The organism is Amycolatopsis anabasis, from assembly GCF_009765355.1.
Classification (GTDB): domain Bacteria; phylum Actinomycetota; class Actinomycetes; order Mycobacteriales; family Pseudonocardiaceae; genus Amycolatopsis; species Amycolatopsis anabasis.
In genome coordinates, this window is record NZ_VTHK01000052.1 from 20,995 (window position 1) to 41,159 (window position 20,165).

At 70.2% G+C, this 20,165-nt stretch carries 22 protein-coding genes; 9 read left to right on the forward strand and 13 right to left on the reverse strand.

Translation table 11 applies throughout. From position 1 onward, the window contains the following. Nucleotides 1–11: 11 nt before the first annotated feature. Nucleotides 12–494, forward strand: coding sequence for a GNAT family N-acetyltransferase (locus tag FXO23_RS40565; protein ID WP_158892449.1), 483 nt, complete (start codon nt 12–14; stop codon nt 492–494). 395 nt (nt 495–889) lie between these two features. Here the strand turns inward: FXO23_RS40565 and FXO23_RS40570 are convergent, their stop codons facing one another. Beyond that, nucleotides 890–1,378 carry a hypothetical protein gene (locus FXO23_RS40570; protein WP_158892451.1) on the reverse strand — a complete coding sequence of 163 codons (489 nt, stop codon included), beginning with the start codon at nt 1,376–1,378 and terminating at the stop codon, nt 890–892. A gap of 323 nt (nt 1,379–1,701) precedes the next feature. Between FXO23_RS40570 and FXO23_RS40575 the strand changes: the two genes are divergently transcribed. Both FXO23_RS40575 and FXO23_RS40580 read left to right on the forward strand, forming a co-directional pair. After that, on the forward strand, nt 1,702–2,613 hold the full coding sequence (locus tag FXO23_RS40575; RefSeq protein WP_158892453.1) for a diacylglycerol/lipid kinase family protein: 912 nt from the start codon (nt 1,702–1,704) through the stop codon (nt 2,611–2,613). A gap of 285 nt (nt 2,614–2,898) precedes the next feature. After that, the gene (locus tag FXO23_RS40580; RefSeq protein WP_158892455.1) at nt 2,899–3,153 is read left to right on the forward strand and encodes a WhiB family transcriptional regulator; all 255 of its coding nucleotides are present in this window, start codon (nt 2,899–2,901) and stop codon (nt 3,151–3,153) included. Nucleotides 3,154–3,312: 159 nt separating this feature from the next. Here FXO23_RS40580 and FXO23_RS40585 read toward each other — a convergent pair whose 3' ends face one another. Next, on the reverse strand, nt 3,313–4,809 hold the full coding sequence (locus tag FXO23_RS40585) for a sensor histidine kinase (protein ID WP_158892457.1): 1,497 nt from the start codon (nt 4,807–4,809) through the stop codon (nt 3,313–3,315). A gap of 12 nt (nt 4,810–4,821) precedes the next feature. Next, a complete protein-coding gene (locus FXO23_RS40590; protein ID WP_158892459.1) occupies nt 4,822–5,037 on the reverse strand; it encodes a biotin/lipoyl-binding carrier protein in 216 nt (71 codons plus the stop codon). A 176-nt stretch (nt 5,038–5,213) separates the two neighbouring features. Here FXO23_RS40590 and FXO23_RS52770 point away from each other — a divergent pair, with 176 nt between their 5' ends. After that, on the forward strand, nt 5,214–5,288 hold the full coding sequence (locus FXO23_RS52770; RefSeq protein ID WP_098515123.1) for a 50S ribosomal protein bL37: 75 nt from the start codon (nt 5,214–5,216) through the stop codon (nt 5,286–5,288). A gap of 62 nt (nt 5,289–5,350) precedes the next feature. Here the strand turns inward: FXO23_RS52770 and rsrA are convergent, their stop codons facing one another. Continuing rightward, the gene (rsrA, locus tag FXO23_RS40595) at nt 5,351–5,665 is read right to left on the reverse strand and encodes a mycothiol system anti-sigma-R factor (RefSeq protein ID WP_158892461.1); all 315 of its coding nucleotides are present in this window, start codon (nt 5,663–5,665) and stop codon (nt 5,351–5,353) included. Further along, nucleotides 5,662–6,300 (reverse strand): sigma-70 family RNA polymerase sigma factor, encoded by a 639-nt coding sequence (locus tag FXO23_RS40600; protein ID WP_158892463.1) that lies wholly within the window; start codon nt 6,298–6,300, stop codon nt 5,662–5,664. The genes rsrA and FXO23_RS40600 overlap by 4 nt, the downstream gene beginning before the upstream one ends. A 227-nt stretch (nt 6,301–6,527) precedes the next feature. On the opposite strand from FXO23_RS40600, the gene ybaK reads away from it, so the two are divergent. Further along, nucleotides 6,528–7,004 carry a Cys-tRNA(Pro) deacylase gene (gene ybaK / locus FXO23_RS40605; protein ID WP_158892465.1) on the forward strand — a complete coding sequence of 159 codons (477 nt, stop codon included), beginning with the start codon at nt 6,528–6,530 and terminating at the stop codon, nt 7,002–7,004. Between the two features lie 127 nt (nt 7,005–7,131). On the opposite strand, the gene FXO23_RS40610 is transcribed toward ybaK, so the two are convergent. Both FXO23_RS40610 and FXO23_RS40615 read right to left on the reverse strand, forming a co-directional pair. Beyond that, nucleotides 7,132–7,740: an alpha/beta hydrolase family protein gene (locus tag FXO23_RS40610; protein ID WP_158892467.1), complete on the reverse strand. Its 609-nt coding sequence runs from the start codon at nt 7,738–7,740 to the stop codon at nt 7,132–7,134. After that, the gene (locus FXO23_RS40615) at nt 7,737–8,534 is read right to left on the reverse strand and encodes an SOS response-associated peptidase (protein WP_158892469.1); all 798 of its coding nucleotides are present in this window, start codon (nt 8,532–8,534) and stop codon (nt 7,737–7,739) included. Before FXO23_RS40615 ends, FXO23_RS40610 begins: the two co-directional genes overlap by 4 nt. A 126-nt stretch (nt 8,535–8,660) precedes the next feature. Between FXO23_RS40615 and rsgA the strand changes: the two genes are divergently transcribed. Both rsgA and FXO23_RS40625 read left to right on the forward strand, forming a co-directional pair. Continuing rightward, complete coding sequence (gene rsgA / locus FXO23_RS40620; RefSeq protein ID WP_158892471.1) at nt 8,661–9,668, forward strand: ribosome small subunit-dependent GTPase A; 1,008 nt, start codon at nt 8,661–8,663, stop codon at nt 9,666–9,668. Between the two features lie 107 nt (nt 9,669–9,775). Then, a complete protein-coding gene (locus tag FXO23_RS40625) occupies nt 9,776–10,669 on the forward strand; it encodes an SCO4651 family lipoprotein (protein ID WP_158892473.1) in 894 nt (297 codons plus the stop codon). 23 nt (nt 10,670–10,692) lie between these two features. Here the strand turns inward: FXO23_RS40625 and FXO23_RS40630 are convergent, their stop codons facing one another. From FXO23_RS40630 to FXO23_RS40645, 4 genes are all read right to left on the reverse strand, one after another. Then, a complete protein-coding gene (locus FXO23_RS40630; RefSeq protein WP_179957023.1) occupies nt 10,693–11,298 on the reverse strand; it encodes a GNAT family N-acetyltransferase in 606 nt (201 codons plus the stop codon). Nucleotides 11,299–11,438: 140 nt separating this feature from the next. Continuing rightward, nucleotides 11,439–13,067 (reverse strand): L-glutamate gamma-semialdehyde dehydrogenase, encoded by a 1,629-nt coding sequence (gene pruA, locus FXO23_RS40635; RefSeq protein ID WP_158892475.1) that lies wholly within the window; start codon nt 13,065–13,067, stop codon nt 11,439–11,441. 75 nt (nt 13,068–13,142) lie between these two features. Then, complete coding sequence (locus tag FXO23_RS40640) at nt 13,143–13,640, reverse strand: DUF6912 family protein (protein WP_158892477.1); 498 nt, start codon at nt 13,638–13,640, stop codon at nt 13,143–13,145. Beyond that, nucleotides 13,637–15,046, reverse strand: coding sequence for a WS/DGAT/MGAT family O-acyltransferase (locus tag FXO23_RS40645; protein ID WP_158892479.1), 1,410 nt, complete (start codon nt 15,044–15,046; stop codon nt 13,637–13,639). The genes FXO23_RS40640 and FXO23_RS40645 overlap by 4 nt, the downstream gene beginning before the upstream one ends. A gap of 35 nt (nt 15,047–15,081) precedes the next feature. On the opposite strand from FXO23_RS40645, the gene FXO23_RS40650 reads away from it, so the two are divergent. Next, entirely contained in the window at nt 15,082–15,861 is a 780-nt protein-coding gene (locus FXO23_RS40650) for a TrmH family RNA methyltransferase (protein ID WP_158892481.1), read from the forward strand. On the opposite strand, the gene FXO23_RS40655 is transcribed toward FXO23_RS40650, so the two are convergent. After that, nucleotides 15,830–16,213, reverse strand: coding sequence for an HAD-IA family hydrolase (locus tag FXO23_RS40655; RefSeq protein WP_158892483.1), 384 nt, complete (start codon nt 16,211–16,213; stop codon nt 15,830–15,832). The genes FXO23_RS40650 and FXO23_RS40655 overlap by 32 nt on opposite strands. Before the next feature lie 166 nt (nt 16,214–16,379). Here FXO23_RS40655 and FXO23_RS40660 point away from each other — a divergent pair, with 166 nt between their 5' ends. Beyond that, entirely contained in the window at nt 16,380–16,892 is a 513-nt protein-coding gene (locus tag FXO23_RS40660; RefSeq protein WP_158892485.1) for an Rv3235 family protein, read from the forward strand. A gap of 414 nt (nt 16,893–17,306) precedes the next feature. Here FXO23_RS40660 and secA read toward each other — a convergent pair whose 3' ends face one another. Next, nucleotides 17,307–20,120 carry a preprotein translocase subunit SecA gene (gene secA / locus FXO23_RS40665; protein ID WP_158892487.1) on the reverse strand — a complete coding sequence of 938 codons (2,814 nt, stop codon included), beginning with the start codon at nt 20,118–20,120 and terminating at the stop codon, nt 17,307–17,309. Between the last annotated feature and the right edge of the window lie 45 nt (nt 20,121–20,165).

Here is a 20,165-nt window from a genome sequence, read left to right on the forward strand (position 1 = left end):
GAGGCTTTCCGTTGACCGACAGCAGAATCCGGCGCATCCGCGAGTCCGATGTGGACGCCGTCGTGGGCCTCGTGCACGACCTCGCCGAATACGAGAAGGCCCCGCGGGAATGCCACCTGGAAGCGCCGCAGCTGCACGCCGCGCTGTTCGGCGAGCACCCGGCGCTGTTCGGCCACGTGGCCGAGGTGGACGGCGAAGTCGTCGGCTTCACCCTGTGGTTCCTGAACTTCTCGACCTGGCGCGGGGTGCACGGGATCTACCTGGAGGACCTCTACGTGCGGCCCGAGCAGCGCGGCTCCGGGCTCGGCAAGGCACTGCTCGCCGAACTGGCCGCCGAATGCGTGCGGCGCGGCTACGCCCGGCTGGAGTGGTGGGTGCTCGACTGGAACCCGGCGACCGAGTTCTACAAGGCACTCGACGCGGTGCCGATGGACGAGTGGACGGTCTACCGCCTCACCGACGAACCCCTGCGCGCCCTCGCCGCCGAAGCCTGAACCTCGAACCCCCCAAATGGGGTTTTCTCGCTCGATGCGGCGTGGGGGAACCTTGCCTTCCCGCGTGCACCGAAGGCCGCAGTGATGCTCGCCTCCTCCCGGAACGGGGAACTCGCGGCAGCAGGTCCTCCACTTGCCGCGAGTCCCCCGTCTCGGACGTGCGAGTCCCCCGTTTCGGCACACCGAGTTCCCCATCTCGGTAGGCGAGCCCGACACCCGGGCACCCCACGAACACGGCACCACACCACACACCGAGAAACCCCCAATGCGGCCTTCGGCACCTTCAACGCCCCGAAAGCCGCATTGGGTACCTTCAACGCCCCGAAAGCCGCATTGGGTACCTTGAGCGCCCCCAATGCCGCATTGGGGGACTTTCGGGGCGGAGCGTGGCCGGGTCAGTCGTGGGGGCCGGGATCCTGCTGGGTGCGGCGGGCGGACCGGCCGGCGGCGCCGTCGCGTTCGGCGGCTTCCTCCTCGGTTTCACCGTCGGTCATGCCGAGTGCCCAGGCCCGGGAGGGGCGGCGGAACAGCAGGACCAGCGTGCCCAGCCCGAGCACGATGAGCGGCACCCCGAAGGCCACCTGCCCGGACGGGCCCAGCACGTACCAGCCGACCCCGACCAGGATCAGCGCCACGACCACGCCCGGGGAGCGGGCCCACAACTTGCCGAGCAGCAGCCCCGCCGCGCAGGCCAGCGTGCCCGCGCCGAGCACGACGTAGAACCCGGCCTCGGCCCAGATGTTGTTGCGCGGCACCGAGGAGTTCCCGGAGTTCGCGAGCAGCAGCACGGCGAGCACGAGCAGCGCCACCCCGGGTAGCGCGGTGATCGCTCCGGCGACCCGGACCTCGCGCGGGGCGGGCGAGATGTTGTCGGCGAACGGCACGGGTGAAAGGCCTTCCCAACTGGGGTTCTGGGGCACGGATGACCGTGCGTGAACACTTTCGATGGTATGCCACCCGGTCGGCCGTTTTCCCCCGACCGCCACCCGGGTCAAGATCTGAGTGTCGTCGATGAGCGGGCGGTCGCCCGGGGTGCAACTTGTCACGACGAGCGGCAATCTCCTACCGAACGGAGGACCGACCGGCACAGGGCTCGTACCGCGTTTCCCCAGGGCGCGCCTCAGCGCGACAACGCACGGGTGAGCTTCGCGTCACCTTGCGCGTTCAGACGTGCCGGTACGGCGTTCCCGTCACTTACCCTGCGGTTGTGCGCGCAGTATTGGTGGTGAACCCGCAGGCGACCTCGACCACGGCCGGTGGTCGGGACGTCCTCGCGCACGCACTGGCCAGCCAGGTGAAACTGGAGGTCGTCGAGACCGGCTACCGCGGGCACGCGATGGCGATCGCCCGGGCGGCCGCGCGGGACGGGATCGAGCTCGTGGTCGCCCACGGCGGCGACGGAACGGTCAACGAGGTGGTCAACGGCGTCCTCACCGGCGAGGACCACGGAGCCCGGACGATGGTCGGCGTGGTGCCCGGCGGCTCGGCGAACGTGTTCGCCCGTGCCCTCGGCATCTCCCACGACCCCGTCGAAGCCACCCACCAGTTGCTGTTCGCCATCGAGCACGGCGGCGGGCGGCGGGTCGGCCTGGGCCGCGCGAACGGGCTCTGGTTCACCTTCAACGCGGGCCTCGGCTGGGACGCCGACGTGGTGGCGGGGGTCGCCCGCAGGCGCGGCAAGCAGACCAGCCCGGCGCTCTACCTGCGGGCCGCGGTCGCGTGTCACCTGCGGCCACCGCTCGGCAGGCCGCCGCTCACCGTGCGGATCCCCGGCGAGGAACCGGTCGAAGTGCGCACCGCGTTCATCTCCAACACCGATCCGTGGAGTTACCTCGGCTCCCGCCCGGTGCACCTGAACAACGGCTGCTCGTTCGACACCGGCCTCGGCCTGTTCGCCCTGCGCGGCCTGGGGCTGGGCACCGTTTTCCGGCACGTCCGCCAGGCCCTGCGCGAGGGCGGTGACCAGCGCGGACGCCGTCTCGTGCGGCACGACGACCTGCCGAACCTCAGCATCGAGTCCGAACAACCGGTAAACTTTCAGGTTGACGGAGACCTGGTGGGCCAGCGGACCAGGGTGGACTTCGTGAGCGTGCCGGACGCGCTGACCGTGATGGTCTGACGGACCCCTGCGAGGGCCATCGGCTGATCGCCCGCGGCAAAGTCCGACTTGCCGCTCGTCGATCGAGAAGCTCCACTCACCGCATCGGCTCTTCCGCCCAAAGTGTCGTTTCGGACAGAAACCGCAGGTCAGGCCGGTAGCTCGGCCGGGTGAGCTGACTCACCGATCTCCGGAAAACTCTTGTCGAACGCGGTGCTTCGTGAAAGCATTCACAAGCACCCCAAAAAACGACCGCCATGACGACTGCGGCGCGAGTCTCGCGCCGTCATAAAGGAGCTCACAGAGATGGACTGGCGCCACGACGCGGCCTGCCGAGACGAGGACCCCGAGCTGTTCTTCCCCGTGGGAACCAGTGGTCCTGCCGTGCTGCAGGTAGCCGAGGCGAAAGCTGTGTGCCACCGCTGTACCGTCGCTTCCGACTGCCTGGCCTGGGCTCTGGCCAGCGGGCAGGACGCCGGCGTGTGGGGCGGAATGAGCGAAGACGAGCGTCGCGCCCTCAAGCGCCGCCGTGCTCACATCGGTACGCGTAGCAACGCCTGAGACAGCACGAACAAACGGTTCTCGTGGCCCCGCGCGGCCAGGTTGACCCGTAGCGTTAGGGGATTTATCAGTCCCCAAGCTCAAACGCGTTGAAGGGCCGACACCAATTTACGGTGTCGGCCCTAAACGTGTTCCGATGTCTATTTCGCGAACCCCGGGCTACAGGCGGCGGCTGAGCGGGATGCGCAGGGCGGCTTCGGTTCCGCCGGATCGCGGGCCGCGCAGCGAAAGCGAACCCCGCAGTTCCGATTCCACCAGCGTCCGCGCGATCTGCAGGCCCAGTCCGTCCGTGCGTTCCAGCGAGAAACCCGCGGGCAGGCCCCGCCCGTCGTCCTTGATGAGCACGTCCAGCCACCGGGCCGAGCGCTCCACCTGGATCTCGATCTTGCCCGGGCGCCCGCCGGGGAACGCGTGCTCCACCGCGTTCTGCACCAGTTCGGCGAGCACCATCACCAGCGGTGTCGCGATCTCGGCGACCACCACCCCGAACGATCCGGTGCGCGAGAAGCTCACGTGCGCCTCGGCCGTCGCCACTTCGCCGACCATCGGCAACACGTTGTCCAGCAACTGATCGAGGTCGACGCGCTCGTCCACGGACACCGACAGCGCCTCGTGCACCATGGCGATCGAGGACACCCGGCGCACCGACTCCCCGAGCGCCTGCCGCGCCTCCGGGCTCGGCGTCCGGCGCGACTGCAACCGCAGCAACGCGGCGACCGTCTGCAGGTTGTTCTTCACCCGATGGTGGATCTCGCGGATCGTCGCGTCCTTGGACAGCAGCGCGCGGTCCCGCCGCTTCACCTCGGTCACGTCCCGCACGAGCACCAGCGCGCCCGCGGGCTGCCCGGCCGGGCGCAACGGCAGCGCGCGGAACAGCACCACCGCCCCGCGCCGCGAATCCGCCTCGGTCCGGCTCCCCGGCTTGCCGTCGAGCGCGTCCAGGATCCGGTGCGACACCTCGGTCGCGTCGAACGGATCGCGGATCAGCGACCGGGTCAGCGGCGCCAGCCGCGTGCCCACGAGATCGGACTCGTGCCCCATCCGGTGGTACGCGGACAACCCGTTCGGGCTGGCGAACACCACCGAACCGGCCGGGTCGAGCCGGATCAGGCCGTCCCCGACCCGCGGGCTGGTGTGCACGTCGGTCTGCGTGTCCGGGCTCGGGAACGTGCCGTCGGCGATCATCTGGCACAGATCGCCCGCGCTGCCGAGATAGGCGATCTCCAGCGGACTCGGCACCCGCGGCGCGGCCAGATTGGTCTCCCGGCTCAGCACCGCGATGACCGTTTCGCCGAACTTCACCGGGATCGCTTCCCGGCGCATCGGCAGGTCGCGGTACCAGTGCGGATCCTCCTCGCGGCAGATCCGCACCTCGCGCATGGCCTTGACCAGCTGCGGGTGCTCGTCGACGGTGAACCGGGCGCCGACCACGTCCTCGGGATGCGCGGTGGGCGCGGTGGTCGGCCGCGCCTGCGCGACGCAGACGAAGTCACCGCCGTCGGGATGCAGTTCCTTGGCGACCGGCACCCACAGCAGGAAGTCCGCAAAGGACAGATCGGCCAGCAGCTGCCACTCGGCGACCACCGCCTGCAGGTGGTCGGCCGCCTCACCCGACAGCCCGGTGTTCTCGGCCAGCAGGTCGGACAGAGTGGACACGCGGCTCCCTAGTTACTCCACCACGGCGAGCAGATCGCCCTCCTGGACGACGTCACCTTCGTTCACGGCGATCCTGGCCAGTTTGCCCGACGCCTCGGTGAGCACCGGGATCTCCATCTTCATCGACTCGAGGATCACCACGGTGTCCCCGTCGCTGAGGGACGTCCCCTCCCTGGCGACGACCTTGAGCACGTTGGCGACGATCTCGGCCCGGATCTCCTCGGCCATGGTGTCCTCCCGGCGAACAGCGGCGAAGGTGCCGGTTCAATCCAACCAGAGCGATCGCGCCACGGACAGCCCGGAGACACCCCTACTCGGGTGCATGACACACTGAACAGGTTGCCCCTGGCCCCGTCGGCGCCGGTCCGACCAGGGTGGGCCACCCCTACGTGCGAGGAGATGACATGTCGAAGCGAGCCCGCAAACGCCGCGACCGCAAGAAGAACGGCGCGAACCACGGCAAGAAGCCCAACGCCTGATCCAGGTGTGAAATCGAAGGGCCCCGACGCGGTGTCGGGGCCCTTCGCACGTCCGCCGGACCCTATTCGGTCCGCTTCTCGATGCTGATCTCGGTGCGCTCGACCGTCAGGCCGCCGCGCTCCTCGACCGTCTTCCGGATCGACGCGCGCAACCGGCTCTTCAGGTCCGCGGGCGCGTGCTCGCCCCCGCATTTGCGGGCCAGGAGCTGCTTGAGCTGCTCGTCGATGCCGTACTGCTCGAGGCAGGGCGGGCAGTCGTCGAGGTGCTTGCGCAGCAGCATCTCGTGCTCGGGACTGCACTCCTTGTCCAGCAGCAGGTAGATCTCGGCCAGCGCCTCGTCGCAGTTGACCTTGTCGGAATCGCCGCAGGCGTTCATCGACCGGCCACCTCCTGCTTGGTACCCCGGATGAATCCGCGTTCCCGCGCCACGTCGGCGAGCAGGTCACGCAGCTGACCACGACCACGATGCAACCGGGACATCACGGTGCCGATCGGGGTGTCCATGATCTCGGCGATCTCCTTGTAAGCGAAACCCTCCACATCGGCGAGGTACACCGCGAGCCGGAACTCCTCCGGCAGCTTCTGCAGGGCCGCCTTCACGTCGGCGTCGGGCAGGTTGTCCATGGCCTCGACCTCGGCCGAGCGCAACCCGCTCGACGTGTGGCTCTCGGCCTTGGCGATCTGCCAGTCGGTGATCTCGTCGGTCGGCTGCTGCACGGGCTGTCGCTGCCGCTTGCGGTAGCCGTTGATGTAGGTGTTGGTGAGGATCCGGTACATCCAGGCCTTGAGGTTCGTGCCCTCCTTGAAGGAGGAGAACGCCCCGTACGCTTTCAGATAGGTCTCCTGGACGAGGTCCTCGGCGTCGGCCGGGTTGCGCGTCATGCGCATGGCGGCCGAGTAGAGCTGGTCCAGCAGGGGCATCGCGTCCCGCTCGAAGCGCTCGGCGCGCGCCTCGGCCTGCTCCTGCTCGGCGCCCGATTCGGGCACTGCCGGGTTCTCCGTGCTCGGCAAACCGTTCCCTTCCCAGTCGGCGTCAATGCGCGGCTGCGCATGCGACGCCCCCGAGGATACGCGGGTGCGAACGCGCGGGCCCGGCACGGCGGACCGGCCGGTGGTGCGGGTGCTGGGGTTCACGAGCTGAGTCGGCACGCCCATGTCAACAGTGCCGGGGTGCGGGACATTCCCGGCACTGTGACACATGACATCGCGATGCCTCGGGGCGAGTACGGTGATCGACCATGGCGGGAAAGGGCACCCCGGCCACCGCGCTGCTGGCCAAGCAGAAGGTGGCGCACAAGCTGCATTCCTATGATCACGATCCGCGCAGTGAGTCCTACGGCACCGAGGCGGTCGAGGCGCTCGGCCTGGACCCGGCGCGGGTGTTCAAAACGCTGGTCGCCGAGGTCGACGGCGCGCTGACCGTCGGCGTGGTGCCGGTGACCGGGCAGCTGGACCTCAAGGCGCTCGCCGCCGCGGTCGGCGGCAAGAAGGCGAAGCTGGCCGACACCGCGGCGGCCCAGCGGGCGACCGGGTACGTGCTCGGCGGGATCTCACCCCTCGGGCAGCGCAGCCGACTGCCGGTGGTGGTGGACACCTCGGCGGAGAAGTTCGAAACCGTGCACTGCTCGGCGGGCCGCCGCGGGCTGGAGGTCGAACTCGCCCCGGCCGACCTGATCCGGCTCACCAAGGCCACCGTCGCCCCCATCGCCGCCTGACCCCGGCCCACCCCGGTGCCGGGCGTCCCCCAATGTGGCGTTCGGGGCGTTCAACGCTCCCAATGTGGCTTTCGGGGCGTTGAGCGCCCCCAATGCCGCATTGGGGGACATTCAGCGGCGGGGAGGATCAGGCCAGCGGGCGCAGCACTCGGCCGAGCCATTCGCTGACCGCCCGGGACACCCCGTCCAGATCGGCGGTCAGGCTGTGGTCCCCGGCCAGCACCACCAGCTCGTGGTGCGGCCCCGCGGCCGGGCGCCCGAACGGGTCCCGCTCGCCCTGCACCACCAGGGTCGGCACGGTCACCTCGTCCAGTTCGGGTTGCCGGCTCTTCTCCGGTCTGCCCGGCGGATGCTCCGGGAACGCCAGGCACAGCACGGCCACCGCCTGACCGCGCGCGGCGGTCCGGCAGGCCACCCGGGCCCCCGAGGACCGGCCGCCGAACACCAGCGGCAGGCCGTCGAACCGTTCGGACAGCTCGTCGGCGACCGTCAGCCACGCCTCGTCGAGTTGCGCGGCCGGGGCGGGCGCCCGCCGCCCGGCGACCCGGTAGGGCTGCTCGACGAGCGCCACGTGCGCCCCCGCGAGTTGCGCCGCGCGGGTCACCGCGACCAGGTCCTTGGCCTCGATCCCGCCCCCGGCGCCGTGCCCGAGCAGCAGCGCGGCCACGCCTTCCTCGGCGCAGTGCAGTTCGGCCCGGGCCGGGCCGAAAGCGGTTTCGATGTCGACGCTGGTCATGAGCTCGGCAGCTCGAACAGGGCCCCCTCGTCCAATTCCTGCCGTTCCCGGTCCACCCGCTCGATGAGCTCGGGACCGTTGTTGCGCACGTTGTTCACCCGGTCGGACACCGGCCGCAGCTCGAGGCCGTCCACGATCTCCAGCGACGGCGGGGCGAGCAGTTCGGTGACGTCCTCCCGGTCCGGATCGAGCCAGGTCGCCCAGCTGTCCCGCGGCATCAACAGCGGCATCCGGTGGTGGACGTCGGTCAGCTGCCCGACCGCGTCGGTGGTCAGCACCGAGAACGTGATCAACGGCTGCGCGTCCGCGTCCGCCTTCGGATCGCGCCAGCTCTCCCAGATCCCGGCGAACGCGAGCGACGCGTCGTCCGGGCCGGTCATGTAGAAGGCGTCCTTCTTCTTGCCGTCCCGCCGCCATTCGAACCAGCCGTCGGCCGGGACCAGGCACCGGTGCCGGGCGAGCGCCTTGCGGAAGGCGGGCTTCTCCTTGGCGGTCTCCGAACGAGTGTTGATCATTCGGTTGCCCACCGAAGGGTCCTTGGCCCAGAACGGCACCAGTCCCCAGCGCATCAGCCGGAGGCTGCGCACGGCCGGTTCGTCGTTCAGCACGTTCCCGTCCGCGTCACGCGGATGCCGCTGCACCACGGTGAGCACGTTCTTGGTCGGCGCGACGTTGTAATCGGCCCTCGGGGTGTGCGCCTCGGCCGTGGCCTTGTTCGGGCCGACCTCGTAGATCGCGTCGAACTCAGCGGTCAGCGTGGCCGGGTCCTTCGTCGCGGCATAGCGGCCGCACATCGCCCAACCTCCTTCGTTTGAGCGGTCTGGTTCGCCATCGTGTCACGGCTGGTGCACCGTTGGCGAGCCGGATGAGGGATCATCGAACACGACATATCTCCAGGTTTTCGCGGGAGGCGGGCCGGATTGGGCGGCAGGGACTGGCGCAGGCTGGACGAGAGCGACGTCCGGATTCGGCCCGGCAAAGGCACCCGTCCCCGCAGCAAGCGCCGTCCACAGCACGCCGACGCCGCCACCGCCATGGTCACCGCCGTCGATCGCGGCCGCTGGACCTGCGCCCTGGAGTCCGACCCGGAACGCATCGTGACCGCGATGCGAGCCCGCGAACTGGGGCGCACGCCGGTCGTGGTCGGCGATTCGGTCGGGATCGTCGGCGACGTCAGCGGGCGCGCGGACACCCTGGCCCGGATCGTCCGGGTGGACGAGCGCCGGAGCGTGCTGCGGCGCACCGCCGACGACACCGACCCCTACGAACGCGTCGTCGTGGCCAACGCCGAGCAGTTGCTGATCGTCACCGCGCTCGCCGATCCGCCGCCACGAACCGGGTTCATCGACCGGTGCCTGGTCGCCTGCTACATCGGCGGCCTGCAGCCCGTGCTGTGCCTGACCAAATCCGATCTGGCCAGCCCGGACGAACTGCTGGCCAGCTACGCGGACCTGGACGTCCCGGCGATCGTCACCCGGCACGACGAGGACTCCCCGGCGCTGGCCGGGCAGTTGCGGGGCCGGGTGACCGCGCTGGTGGGGCATTCCGGGGTCGGCAAGTCCACCCTGGTCAACCGCCTGGTGCCGGACGCGGAGCTGGCGACCGGCGTGGTGAGCGCGGTCGGCAAGGGGCGGCACACCTCGGTCGCGGCGATCGCCCTGCCGCTTCCCGGCCGGGACGGCTGGGTGATCGACACGCCCGGCGTCCGGTCCTTCGGCCTGGCCCATGTGACCAGTGACGACATCGTGAACTCGTTCGAGGAGTTCGCCGAGGCCGCCGAGGAGTGCCCGTCCGGTTGCGGCCATCTCGGCCCACCCGCCGATCCGGGCTGCATGCTGGACGACGTGGTGGCAACCGGCGCGGCGCGGCCGGGCCGGTTGCGGTCGCTGCGGCGGCTACTGGCGTCGCACGCCGGCAAACAGGTGTGAGGTAGTTTCTCCCCCGTACGGGGGGCAGATACCGCCATTCAGGTAACTCCAGCTAGCCCAACGTCGATGACGGGGCCGACATGACTCACTCGAAGAGGGGTATCCCGATGCGGAAGACGACCCTGGCCGGTGCCGGGCTCGCCCTGATCCTGACGCTCACCGCGTGCGGTGGCGGGAGCGGCGACGGCGGGCAGGCCGCGCCGCAACCCGCGCCCGCAGCGGCCGCCGACGGTCCGTTCACCAGCGCCACCGACCTGGTCCGCGCGGCTTCCGCCAAGACCACGCAGAGCAAGACCGCGAAGTTCAGCATGGAAGCCGGTGGCGGCGGCCAGACGATGAAGGCGCAGGGCCAGCTGCGCATCGCCGGCGAGAACGTCGAGATGGCGATGGTCATGGACGCCGGCGGCCAGAACCTGGAGGTGCGCCTTATCGACCGGGCCTTCTACGTGAAGGCGCCGGAGGCGGCCGAGCCCGGCAAACCGTGGGCGAAGCTCTCGCTGGACGGCCAGGACCCGCTGTCCAAGCTGCTCGGCGGCATGATGGACCAGGCGGCCAAACAGAGCGATCCGACCAAGCTGCTGGACCAGATGCAGAAGGCGGGCACGATCACCAAGAGCGAGCCGGCCCAGCTCGACGGCCAGGCGACCACGCTCTACCACCTCGACGTGGACCTGGCCAAGGCCATGGACCAGTCCCTGGAGAGCATGCCGAAGGAGATCGTCGCCCAGGTCAAGGACAAGCTCGACAAGGAGCTCAAGGGCAAGAAGATCACCATGCCGATGCAGGTGTGGCTGAACTCCGAGCAGCTGCCGGTGCAGATCGTGGTCGACTCCAGCGAGATCGCGAAGGCCGCCGGCGCCCCCGCCGGGCAGCAGGAGATGAAGGCCACCATCAAGTACACCGACTGGGGTGGCGCGGTCGACGTGCAGGTTCCCCCGGCCGACCAGGTCAAGGAACTGAAGATGCCGGAGATCCCGGGCGCGCCGAAGCCCACCCGGTAGTCCCCCGCCCGGGCGGTGTGGCGTCAGCGCGGCTCGCGCCACATCGCCCAGGCGGTCGGCCCGCCACCGGGCACGGTGATCTCCCGGGTCACCGCGAACCCGAACTTCTCGTAGTACCCGATGTTGCTTTCCTTGCTGGACTCCAGATAGGCTGGCATCGCGGCCGCGTCGCACCGGTCCAGCCGGGACCGGAGCAGGTCGCCGCCGATGCCCTTGCCCCGCAGGTCCGGATCGGTGCCCACGACGGCCAGGAACCAGTGCGGCTCGTACGGATGCGCCTTCTCCAGGGCGGCGGCGACTTCCGCGGCCGCCGCCGTGCGCCGCCCGAACGCCCGGATCAGCCCGGGCGCGGCGAGCAGGGTCCGCCACAGCGGCTGCCGCCAACTCCCCGGCGGGTCCCAGAGCGTGCCGCCCACGATCCGCCGCCCCTCGACCGCGACTTCGCAGGCGCCGTGCCGGAAGTGCTGGTGCCGGATCAGCACGCCGAACAGGGTCGGCAACCGGCGGCGAACCAGTTCGTCACCGGGCAGGATCCACCGCATGAACGGATCGTCGTGGAAGGCGAGCGCCAGGACTCGCGCCAGCTCGGGGATGTCCGCCCTGGTGGCGGGCCGGATTTCACGCTCCACACCGCACCCTATCGCCGCCGCCTACCCCTCGTCGCGGAGAAAACAGGAGGGGACCTTCGCTCCGGTTGAACGGGAGCGAGGGACCTTTACTCCGGTTCAGCCGTAGTAAAGGTCCCTTCCTGCCGCCGCGCGCCGGGGGATCAGTCCATGTGCGGGTAGCCGATGGACTCCGGGGCGTCGAAGGTTTCCTTGATCGAGCGCGGGCTGGTCCAGCGGAGCAGGTTGAACATCGACCCGGCCTTGTCGTTCGTGCCCGAAGCCCGCGAACCGCCGAACGGCTGCTGGCCGACGATCGACCCGGTCGGCTTGTCGTTGACGTAGAAGTTGCCCGCCGTGTAGCGCAGCGCGCGGTGCGCCTGCTGGATCGCGGTCCGGTCGTCGGCGAACACCGCCCCGGTCAGCGCGTACGGCGCGGTGCCGTCCACCAGTTGCAGCAGCCGCTCGTACTGGTTGTCCTCGTAGACGTGCACGGCGAGGATCGGGCCGAAGTACTCGGTGGCCAGCACGTCGTGCACCGGATCCTCGGAGACCAGCACGGTCGGTTCGACGAAGTAGCCGATGGCGTCGTCGCAGTGCCCGCCGACCAGGGTGGTCAGCGCCGAGTCACCGTCCACACTGGACAGCAGGCGCTGGTGCTTCGCGAACGCGCGGGCGTCGATGACCGCGCCGCCGAAGAGCGAGAAGTCGGTGATGTCGCCGTATTTCACCGTGCGGGTCAGATCGGCCAGCTGCTCCCGCACCCCGCCGTCCCACAGCGAACGCGGAATGTACGCGCGGGAGACGGCCGAACATTTCTGCCCCTGGTATTCGAACGCGCCCCGCACCAGCGCGGGCACCAGTTTCTCCGGGCGCGCCGAGGAATGCGCGACGACGAAATCCTTGCCGCCGGTCTCGCCCACGATCCGCGGGTAGCTGCCGTAGCCGTCCAGGTTGTCCGCGATCGTGCGCCAGAGCCCCTTGAACGTGGCGGTGGAGCCGGTGAAGTGCAGCCCGGCGAACCCCGGGTCGGCGAGCGCGACCTTGCCGACCGGCTGGCCGTGCCCGGTCACCATGTTGATCACGCCCGGCGGCAGCCCGGCCTCCTCGAAGATCTGCATCGTGTAGTGCGCGGCGAGCTGCTGGGTCAGCGTCGGCTTCCACACCACGGTGTTGCCCATGATCGCGGGCGCGCTGGGCAGGTTGCCCGCGATCGCACTGAAGTTGAACGGGGTGATCGCCACGACGAAACCGTCCAGCGGCCGGTATTCCAGCCGGTTCCACACCCCGCGCACCGAATTCGGCTGCTCGGCGAGGATGCGGCGGGCGTAGTGCACGTTGAAGCGCAGGAAGTCGATCAGCTCGCAGGCCGCGTCGATCTCCGCCTGCTGCACGGATTTCGACTGGCCGAGCATGGTCGCCGCGTTCAACGTGTCCCGGTACGGTCCGGCGATCAGGTCGGCCGCGCGCAGGAACACCGCGGCGCGCTCGTCGAAGGGGAGCTCGCTCCACTCCCGTTTGGCGCTCTTCGCGGCCGCCACCGCGTCGGCGACGTCCTCCTCGGTGCTCTGCGCCGCGACGCCGAGCACGTGGGCGTGATCGTGCGGCTGCACCACGTCGAAGGCCTCGCCCCGGCCCAGGCTGCGCAGCCCGGCGATCGTCTGCGGCAGCTCGTGCTTCTCCGCCTCGAGTTCGGCGATCCTGCGCTGCAGCGACTCCCGCTCGGCGGTGCCCGGCGCGTAGGTGTGCACGGGCTCGTTCACCGGCGTGGGAACGGATGTCACGGCGTCCATGAGTGCTCGCCTCCTGGGGTCTGCTCGGCACCCGCCTTGTGAGCGGGCTCTCAGGACCCCATCCTGACAGAGCCGCTAGAGGAGTTCGAGCAAGAACGGGAGCTCCTGCGGGGCGTACCAGGCGAGTTCGTGATCCTCGGCGTCCCCGAGCACGAACTCCGCGTCCGCGTCGCCCAGGTCGGCCGCGTCGACCACGTCCGCGGCCGCGCGGACCGCTTCCTCGGCGTCCTCGGTGTCGACGTGCACCGCGGCGATCTCCTCGAGCACCACCGGCCCGGCGAGGCGCACCACGGCCGGGTCGAGATCCGGTCGCGGGGTCGCGTTCTCGACGTCCGCGGACACGACCACTCGTCTGGGTGGTTCTCCGCCCTCTTCCCCGGCGGCGATCAGCCGCAGCGAGGCCCGGGCCGCGTCCAGCAGCGCGGCGTACTCGAGCTCCTCGGTGTCGCCGCTGGTGTAGGACTCCCGCAGCGCGGGCGTCAGCGCGAAGCCGGTACCGCTGACCGGGGTCAGCTTTCCCCCGGCGACCAGCTCACGCAGCATCCCGATGGTGGCGGGCAGATAGACCCTCACCGGTTCACCCCCTTCAGTTCTTCCAAGGAATCCTCGATCATTCCGGCGAGCACGTCCACATCGGACAACGCCTTGCGGTCGCCGTTGAGTCCGAAGTAGACACCGCCGTGGTAGGAGGTGACGCCGATCGCCAGCGCCTGGTTGCGCACCAGCGGAATGACCGGGTACATCTCCGTCATCTTCGCCCGCCCCGCGTACAGCGGCTGCTGCGGGCCGGGCGAGTTGGTGATGACCAGGTTGAAGATCCGCCCGGAGAACGAGCCCGCGGCGCGCGCCCCGAGTGAGTGCAGGGTCGCGGGCGCGAAACCGCCGACCCGCAGCAGCGCGCGGGCCGCCACCGACCGCCCCGAGTCGAGGTGGTCGGTCATCGCGTGCCCGATGTGCTGCAGCCGCAGCCGCGGATTCGCCTCGCCGACCGGCAGGTCGACCAGATACGCGTCGACCTCGTTCCCGACCAGCCCGGCCGGGGAGAAGCCCACCGAATCCGCGTCCCGGACCGCCATCGGCACCAGGGCGCGGATCGTGGTCTCACCGGTCGGGGTGACGCCGCGGGACTGCAGCCATTCCCGCAGGGCGCCGGTGATCACCGCGAGCACGGCGTCGTTCACCGTGCCGCCGTGCTCGGCCCGGATCTTGCGGAAGTCCTCGAGCCGGGTCCGCACCACGGCGAACACCCGGCCCCCGGAGATCCGCACGTTGAGCGGACCGGCGGGCGCCGGTCGCGCCATCGTGCGCAGCGCGGAGGCGACCCCGCCGACGGCGCCGCTGAACTTCTCGACCGTCGCGGCCGCGTCCCCGGCGAACGAGCGGACGTTCTCCACCAGCTCCCCCGGCCGCTGCACGGTCTCGCTCACCGCGTCCAGCACGAGCTGGGCCCGGCTCGGCTGCGGCCGCGGCGCCCAGGAGTCCTCGTCGTGGTCCTCCGGCTCGGCGGGCGCGGTGTCCAGGATCAGCTGGCCGAGCTCTATCGTGCCGATACCGTCCACAACGGACTGATGGGTCTTGGTGACCAGGGCGACCCGGTCGCCGGCGAGCCCCTCCACGAAGTAGGCCTCCCACAGCGGGCGCTCCGGCGCCAGCCGCCGCGACATCAGCCGGGCCACCAGGTCGAACAGCTGGTCGTCGGTGCCCGGCGCGGGCAACGCGGACCGCCGCACGTGGTAGTTGAGGTCGAAGTCGACGTCGTCCGCCCAGACCGGGCGGGCCAGGTGCCCGGGCACGCTCACCACCCGCTGCCGGTAGCGCGGCAGGTACCCGAGCCGGTGGCTCACCAGCGCGAGCATCTGCTCGTAGTCGAACCCGGCGCGCGGCCGTTCGAAGATCGCCACGCTGCCCACGTGCATCGGCGTCGAGGAGTCTTCCAGGTACAGGAACGACGCATCCAGTGCGGAGAGGCGATCGGGCATGAGGTGATCCTGACACACGGTGTTGTAATGGCGTTGTGCACGAGGCGAACTCAGCGGTATCCCCGAAAGACCGATTCCTGACGGTATACGGCCGGAAGCCGGTCCTGGAAGCGCTCGACGACCCCTCGCTCGAGGTCGACAAGGTGATTCTCGCCGACACCGCGCGCGGGCCGGCGGTCGGGGAGATCCAGCGCGCGGCCAAGGCCGCCGGGGTGCGCGTGCAGCGGGCCAGCGCGCATCGGGTGAAGGTGCTGGCGGGCAACGGCAAACAGGACCAGGGCGTGCTCGCCGACGTGGTCGCGCCCCGGATGCGCCCGCTGAGCGCGGCGCTCGCGGCGCCCGAGCCGCCGCGCCGGGTGCTGTTGCTGGACGGGATCACCACGCCCGCGAACGTCGGGATGATCCTGCGGACGGCGACCGCCGCCGGGATCGACGGCGTCGTGGTGCCGCGGCGCGGGGTGGCCACCCTGGATCCGCTGGTGGTGAAGGCTTCGGCCGGGGTGGCGTTCCGCGCGCCGGTCCTGCGGTGCGCGAGCGCGCCGGAGGCCGCCGGGATGCTCGCCGGGGCCGGGTACGGGCTCTACGCGCTCGGCGCCGACACGGGCGAGCCGGTGTTCGAGGCGGAGCTGCCCGCACGGGTCGCGTTCGTGCTGGGCGGGGAAACGGCCGGGGTCGGCCCCGAGGTCGCGGAGCTGGTCACCGGGTGGCTGTCCATCCCGATGCCGGGGGACGTGGAATCGCTGAACGTCTCGGCGGCCGCCGCGGTCCTGTGCTTCGACCTGGTCAGGCGGGAAAGAGCGCGCCGAGCTCGCTGAGGGTGTCCGCGACGGACGTGTGGTGCACGCCGACCATGCCCGCGGCCACCGCGCCCCGCACGTTGCCCGGGGAATCGTCGACGAGGACGCACGCGGCGGCGGGCAGGCGGAGAAGATCGGCGGTCAGCAGGTAGACCCGGGCGTCGGGTTTCGCGACGCCGACCTCGCCGGAGAAGACCTGCGCGTCGAAGTACGGCTCGAGCCTGCGCCGGGCGCTGCCGCCGCCCGCCGCGTTGGACAGCAGCGCCGTGCGGATGCCGCGGTCGCGCAACTCGTCGACCGCGGCGAGGAGCTCGGTGGCGTCCGGATCGGTGAGCACGCCCGCGTAGTCCAGCACCAGCCCCCGCAACATCGCTCCAGCCTAGGTCGCGCCACGCCGCCCTAGCGGATCGGCCGGGCGCGCGCAGGCGAACCGGGTGGTTTCACCGGCATGGGCGTTCTTCGACCGAATCCGGGCGTTCGGAGGCTCTAACGGATGGCGCCGAAACGCGGCGCGGACCGATCCGAGGGGGGATCCGATGACGCAGACCCTGCACCGCGACACCCGGCTGAGACCGCTCACCCGGTACGAACCGCCCGACCCGGGCAAGCTCCGCGCGCGCATCCGGCGCGCGGGCCCGCAGGGGCAGCTCGAACTGGACCTGCGCGCACCGTCCGTTCCGCCCGGGCGGCCCGCACGCGCCGAACGGCCACCGCTGGACGTTCCCCAGCTGCTCGCGGCCATGCTGGAGGTCGCCGACGGCCGCCGCGCGCCCGCGCAGCTCCAGCCGCTCCTGCTCCCGGACGTCTACCAGCGGCTGCTCACCGCCGCCCGCGTGCCTGGCGCCCGGCGCGTGCTCCGCTCGGTGCGCACCTGCCGACCGTCCGCCGACACCGTCGAAGCGTGCGGCACGGTCCGCACCGGCGACCGGGCCGTCGCCCTCGCGGCCCGGTTCGAGCGGTCGCCGCACGGCTGGCGCTGTGTCGCATTCGACCTGCTCGCCCCGCCTCGCCGAGTCTTGGGGGCTCGTGAACGTTCCGGGCGGTTCTAGCCGCCTGGAACGCTCACGACCCCCAGACTTGGTTCCCTTACGAGAGAAGGTGACCGGCCTGGGCGTCCAGGTGCCGCTTGGGCTGTGCTCGTTGGGGTGCCCGGGGGTCATCTACCGAAATGGGGCACTCGGCCTACCGAAACGAGGGACTCGCACGTCCGAAACGGGGGACACGCGCCAGCGGGGCCACCCGCGCGGTTTCGCACTTTGTCGGCCAAGTGCGGCTCGTCGAACGGAAACGCCAGGTCACAAGTAGGTGACCAAATGAGAGTCCGCTCTAACCGCCCCAGCCACTCACGACCCGTCGCCCGGCGGCCGCGGCGGCAGGAAGGGAGGTTTGCTGCGGTTCAACAGCAGCGAGGGACCTTTACTCCGGTTTATCGAGAGTAAAGGTCCCTTCCTGCAGGCGCGTGGTCAGCGGCGGGCGCCCTTTTTGCCCTTTTTCGCCTGGGCTCGGGCCGCGGCGCGGCGTTCGCGGCGGGTGCTGCCGCCGGTGGCGCCGGAGTCGTCGTCCGAGCTGTCGCCGTGCGATGCGACGCCGCCGCCTTCGGCCGGGCCGGAGAACGTGAGGCCCTGCTGGCCGCCGCCTTCCAGGCCCTTGCCGCGCAGCGCCGAGGGCACCTGGGTCTCGCGCTGCCGCGAAGTCGGCTGCGGCGGGGTCGGCTGCGCGTGCCGCCCGCCCGCGACCTCGGCGGGCACCGCGGTCGCCTGCTCGGGCTGGGCCTCCTCCGGTTCCGCCTGCTCGACCTGCAGGTTGAACAGGAAACCGACGGCCTCCTCCTTCAGCGAGTCGAGCATCGCGTTGAACATGTCGAAGCCCTCGCGCTGGTACTCGATCAGCGGGTCGCGCTGGGCCATCGCGCGCAGGCCGATGCCCTCCTTGAGGTAGTCCATCTCGTAGAGGTGCTCGCGCCACTTGCGGTCGAGCACGGACAGCAGCACGCGCCGCTCCAGCTCGCGCATCGCGCCTTCGCCGACCTTCGCGTCGATCTCGGCCTCGCGCCGCGCGTAGGACGCGAGCGCGTCCTCCAGCAACGCCTCGTGCAGCCGCTCCGCGTCGAGGTCGTCGTGCTCTTCGATGAGGTCTTCCCACCGCACCGACACCGGGTAGAGCGTCTTCAGCGCGGTCCACAGCTTGTCGTGGTCCCAGTCCTCGGCGTAGCCCTCGGCGGTGGCGCCCTGGACGTAGGCGTCGATCACGTCCCGCAGCATGTGCTCGACCTGCTCGCGCAGGTCCTCGCCCTCCAGCACGCGCAGCCGCTCGGCGTAGATCACCTTGCGTTGCTCGTTCATGACCTCGTCGTACTTGAGGACGTTCTTGCGGATCTCCATGTTCTGCTGCTCGACCTGCGTCTGCGCGCTCTTGATGGCCTTGGAGACCATCTTGTGCTCGATCGGCATGTCGTCCGGCAGCCGCATGGTGGTCATCACGCGCTCGACCATGGTCGCGTTGAACCGGCGCATCAGGTCGTCGCCGAGGGACAGGTAGAACCGCGATTCACCCGGGTCGCCCTGACGCCCGGACCGGCCGCGCAGCTGGTTGTCGATGCGGCGCGACTCGTGCCGTTCGGTGCCCAGCACGTAGAGGCCGCCCGCCTCCTTGACCTCCTCGGCCTCGGTCTTCACCGCGGCCTTGACCTCTTCGAGCACCTTCGGCCACGCGGCCTCGTACTCCTCGGAGTTCTCCACCGGATCCAGGCCGCTCGCCCGCAGTTCCTCGTCGGCGATGATGTCCGGGTTCCCGCCGAGCACGACGTCGGTGCCTCGACCGGCCATGTTCGTGGCGACGGTGACCGCGCCCTTGCGGCCCGCGCGGGCCACGATCAGCGCCTCGCGGTCGTGGTACTTCGCGTTCAGCACCTCGTGCGGCACCCGCAGCTTGAGCAGCAGCTTCGACAGGTACTCGGACTTCTCCACGCTCGTGGTGCCGACCAGCACCGGCTGGCCCTTCTCGTGCCGTTCGGCGATGTCCTCGGCGACCGCCTCGAACTTGGCCTGCTCGGTCTTGTAGATCAGGTCGGCCTGGTCGGCGCGGATCATCGGCCGGTTCGTCGGGATCGGCACCACACCCAGCTTGTAGGTCTGGTGGAACTCGGCGGCCTCGGTCTCCGCGGTACCGGTCATCCCGGAGAGCTTGTCGTAGAGGCGGAAGTAGTTCTGCAGCGTGATCGTGGCGAGCGTCTGGTTCTCCGCCTTGATCTCGACGCCTTCCTTGGCCTCGATGGCCTGGTGCATGCCCTCGTTGTAGCGGCGGCCGTGCAGGATGCGGCCGGTGAACTCGTCGACGATCAGGACCTCGCCGCTCCGGACGATGTAGTCCTTGTCCTTCTTGTAGAGCTCCTTGGCCTTCAACGCGTTGTTCAGGTAACCGACCAGCGGCGTGTTCGCCGACTCGTACAGGTTCTCGATGCCGAGCTGGTCCTCGATGAACGCGACGCCCTTCTCGGTGACGCCGACGGTCCGCTTCCGCTCGTCCACCTCGTAGTGCACGTCCCGCTTCATCAGCGGGGACATCCGCGCGAACTCGACGTACCAGCGCGCGGACTGCTCGGCCGGTCCGGAAATGATCAGCGGGGTCCGGGCCTCGTCGATGAGGATCGAGTCCACCTCGTCGACGATCGCGAAGTTGTGGCCGCGCTGCACGCAGTCGTCCAGGCTCCACGCCATGTTGTCGCGCAGGTAGTCGAAGCCGAACTCGTTGTTCGTGCCGTAGGTGATGTCGGCGCGGTACGACTCGCGGCGCTGCTCGGGGCTCAGCTCGGACAGGATCACGCCGACCTCGAGCCCGAGGAACCGGTGGATGCGGCCCATCCATTCGGCGTCGCGTTTGGCCAGGTAGTCGTTGACCGTGACGACGTGCACGCCGTCGCCGGAAAGCGCGTTGAGGTAGGCGGGCAGGACACAGGTCAGGGTCTTGCCTTCACCGGTCTTCATCTCGGCGACCTGGCCGAGGTGCAGCGCGGCGCCGCCCATCACCTGGACGTCGAAGTGCCGCTGGCCGAGCACCCGCCACGCGGCCTCCCGGGCCACGGCGAACGCCTCGGGCAGCAGGTCGTCCAGCGATTCGCCCTCGGCGTACCGCTTCTTGAACTCGTCGGTCTTGGCTCGCAGGTCGGCGTCGGAGAGGTCCTTGACGTCGTCTTCGAGGGTGTTGATGTGGTCTGCGATGTGACGCAGCCGCTTGAGTATCTTGCCCTCACCCGCGCGGAGCAGGCGATTCAGAACCATCCCGTCGACCTCACTAGCTGTGTCTGATTTACGCGTGATCACACC

What these genes read in the sequence shown, in the direction of transcription:
- FXO23_RS40580 (WP_158892455.1), top strand. Translation starts at nt 2,899, where the DNA reads ATGGACTGGCGCCACGACGCGGCCTGCCGAGACGAGGACCCCGAGCTG.
- FXO23_RS40590 (WP_158892459.1), bottom strand. Translation starts at nt 5,037, where the DNA reads ATGGCCGAGGAGATCCGGGCCGAGATCGTCGCCAACGTGCTCAAGGTC.
- rsrA (WP_158892461.1), bottom strand. Translation starts at nt 5,665, where the DNA reads ATGAACGCCTGCGGCGATTCCGACAAGGTCAACTGCGACGAGGCGCTG.
- ybaK (WP_158892465.1), top strand. Translation starts at nt 6,528, where the DNA reads ATGGCGGGAAAGGGCACCCCGGCCACCGCGCTGCTGGCCAAGCAGAAG.
- FXO23_RS40610 (WP_158892467.1), bottom strand. Translation starts at nt 7,740, where the DNA reads ATGACCAGCGTCGACATCGAAACCGCTTTCGGCCCGGCCCGGGCCGAA.
- FXO23_RS40615 (WP_158892469.1), bottom strand. Translation starts at nt 8,534, where the DNA reads ATGTGCGGCCGCTATGCCGCGACGAAGGACCCGGCCACGCTGACCGCT.
- FXO23_RS40625 (WP_158892473.1), top strand. Translation starts at nt 9,776, where the DNA reads ATGCGGAAGACGACCCTGGCCGGTGCCGGGCTCGCCCTGATCCTGACG.
- pruA (WP_158892475.1), bottom strand. Translation starts at nt 13,067, where the DNA reads ATGGACGCCGTGACATCCGTTCCCACGCCGGTGAACGAGCCCGTGCAC.
- FXO23_RS40645 (WP_158892479.1), bottom strand. Translation starts at nt 15,046, where the DNA reads ATGCCCGATCGCCTCTCCGCACTGGATGCGTCGTTCCTGTACCTGGAA.
- FXO23_RS40655 (WP_158892483.1), bottom strand. Translation starts at nt 16,213, where the DNA reads ATGTTGCGGGGGCTGGTGCTGGACTACGCGGGCGTGCTCACCGATCCG.
- FXO23_RS40660 (WP_158892485.1), top strand. Translation starts at nt 16,380, where the DNA reads ATGACGCAGACCCTGCACCGCGACACCCGGCTGAGACCGCTCACCCGG.
- secA (WP_158892487.1), bottom strand. Translation starts at nt 20,120, where the DNA reads ATGGTTCTGAATCGCCTGCTCCGCGCGGGTGAGGGCAAGATACTCAAG.